Annotated in this window: 2 protein-coding genes; one reads left to right on the forward strand and one right to left on the reverse strand. The window is 67.7% G+C overall.

The features are described from left to right. Positions 1–807, reverse strand: an 807-nt coding sequence (locus GA0115259_RS40235; RefSeq protein ID WP_370747655.1) for a hypothetical protein, incomplete at its 3' end; no start/stop codon positions are given. Between the two features lie 597 nt (positions 808–1404). Here GA0115259_RS40235 and GA0115259_RS12400 point away from each other — a divergent pair. Then, on the forward strand, positions 1405–2242 hold an 838-nt coding region (locus GA0115259_RS12400; protein ID WP_093595168.1), incomplete at its 3' end, for a hypothetical protein.

Genomic DNA, 2242 nt, shown 5'->3' on the forward strand with positions numbered 1-2242 from the left:
GCCGAGGTCCTTCGGCTCGCCGTCCTTGCCGCCCTCGCCACTGCCCTTCTTGAACGACTTGCCGAAACTCAGCCCGCCCGACTTCTCGACGCTGGTCTTGGTGATGTCGACGTCCGGTGCCCGCTCCGGCGGGAGGTCGGGCTTCTTCTTGCCGGCGTGGTAGCCGCAGATCATCCCGAGTTCGGAGGAACGGGGGCCCGCCGGGCGGCTGTTGCAGTCGTCCATGGCCTTGAGGTATTCGGCGAACTGTTTTGCGTCCTCAAGGTTGGCTTCCAGGTCCGCCTGTGGGTTGTCGCTCTTGTTGCCGTTGAACAGCCACTGGCCGCCACTGCCGCTGCCCGCCAGATAGGTGCCGCTCAGTGAGGCGCTTCCGCCCCAGTCCTTGAGGCCGGGGATACCCGCGGAGATGCTCGCCGTGACTCCGGCGCCGGATTCGGTGACCCGCTCCAAGGTGACCGTGCCGTCGGACCACTGCTGGAGCTTCACGGTCTCCGAGCTGCTGATCTTGATGAAGAGGATCTGGATGACGACCGTGTCCTTGGTCTGATCCTGCGCCAGCAGACACTTCGCGGGCTGGAACGGATCGTTGGGAGGTACGACGGGATCCTCGCCCCCGCCTCCGCCGCCGTCGTCCCCACCTCCACCGTCACCGTCCTCGCCCGAGGCGCACTCCGCTCCGCCGTCGGCCGCATGGATGATCCGGCAGACGGCGTTCTTCAGTCCGACCGCCTCGTCGTCGGGCACCGTCAGCCCTACGATCGCTGCCACGACCAGGGCCACCACCCCGATCACCGCGACATACTCCACCCCGCCCTGGCCTTTGTCGCCATGAGCCTTATCGCCATGGGCATGCCAAATCTGACCTCCGGCGCCTCTCACCATCCACTCCTCGCCCCACGCCGTCACCGTTCCCCCGAACGGGAGGCAGCGTAGGAATGAATCCGGGCCCAACGGCAGGGCCCCCGGACCCACTTGTGGGCCCAAGCCCCACCGGTCCCGCCCATGCATCCGCCACCGGCCAGCTTTTCACCCGCCCGGCCTATCTTTTGACGGATCATGAGAAAGTTCCGGAGATTTCATCCGAACCTCTGGACAGTCCCCACGCGCCGCCCTAATGTCTCGGCCCAACCAGGCAAGTGTTTCGTCGCGGTAACACCCACACCGCTCAACAGCACCACGACCACCGGCGCTCACACGAACGCCGCGCAGCACCTCTGTCTTTGTTCGTCTCCCCCCACGGTCGGGCCGCTGCCCGTCCCTAGGCGCTGCGCGTCCGCCGTCGCGACGGCCAGGCGCTCGCGCACTGTGCAGGAACCCCGTCGGCATACGCCGGCGAACGTCGTCATACGGGGTATCGGACCGCGCCGACCCGCGCGGTCCTGACCGCAGGAGAAGGGAAGCGATATGAAGATCCGCACGTTCATCGCCACAGCCTCGATGGTGGCCTCCGGAGGCCTCGTGGCGGTCGCCGGCCCGGCGCAGGCGGCCCTCTACACGACCTGTGTGGGTGACGGCGGCGCCGTCACCGTCGACGGTGACCTGGTCGTACCGGCCGGGCAGTCGTGCACGCTGACCGGTACGAAGGTCAAGGGCACCGTGAAGGTGGAGGCCGGAGCCGACCTCGTCGCGGCCGGCGCCACCTTCAACGGCGGTGTCACGGTGGGCGCGAACGCCTATGTGGACCTCACCGACACCGCGGTGAAGGGCGCCCTGACCGCGCAGGGAGCCTTCGGCGCGCATCTGGAGAACAGCTCCGTCAAGGGCGCGATCACCGCCAACCAGGGCTTCCTGTACGCCGTCGACTCGACTCTCGACGGGAACGTCAGAGCCCAGGCGGGCGAGTTGTATGTCTCCGGCAGCACCGTGGACGGCAGCCTCACCGGTGACGCCAACCAGTACAGCGATGTCTACGACAGCACCGTCGACGGAACGCTCACCGTGACCGGCAACTCCCTCGGCGGCGTCCTGTGCGCCAGCGAGGTGTACGGGAACACCGTATACAAGGCGAACTCCGACGCGCTTCAGCTCGGTGGCGCCGGTCTGCTCGGTTCCTGCGACGGTGCCACGTACCTCGACAAGGACCTCACGGTCACCGACAACACCGCCAACGCGGTGCTGGACAACGCGATCGTCCGTGGCAAGCTCACGGCCACCGGCAACTCCCCCGTGCTCCAGGTCGGTGAACTGGCCCGGATCCGCGGTGGCATAACCGGCGAGACCACCGCCGCCGTGTCGGCCGCCG

The organism is Streptomyces sp. MnatMP-M17 (assembly GCF_900091995.1).
In the GTDB taxonomy this organism is placed as follows: Bacteria; Actinomycetota; Actinomycetes; order Streptomycetales; family Streptomycetaceae; genus Streptomyces.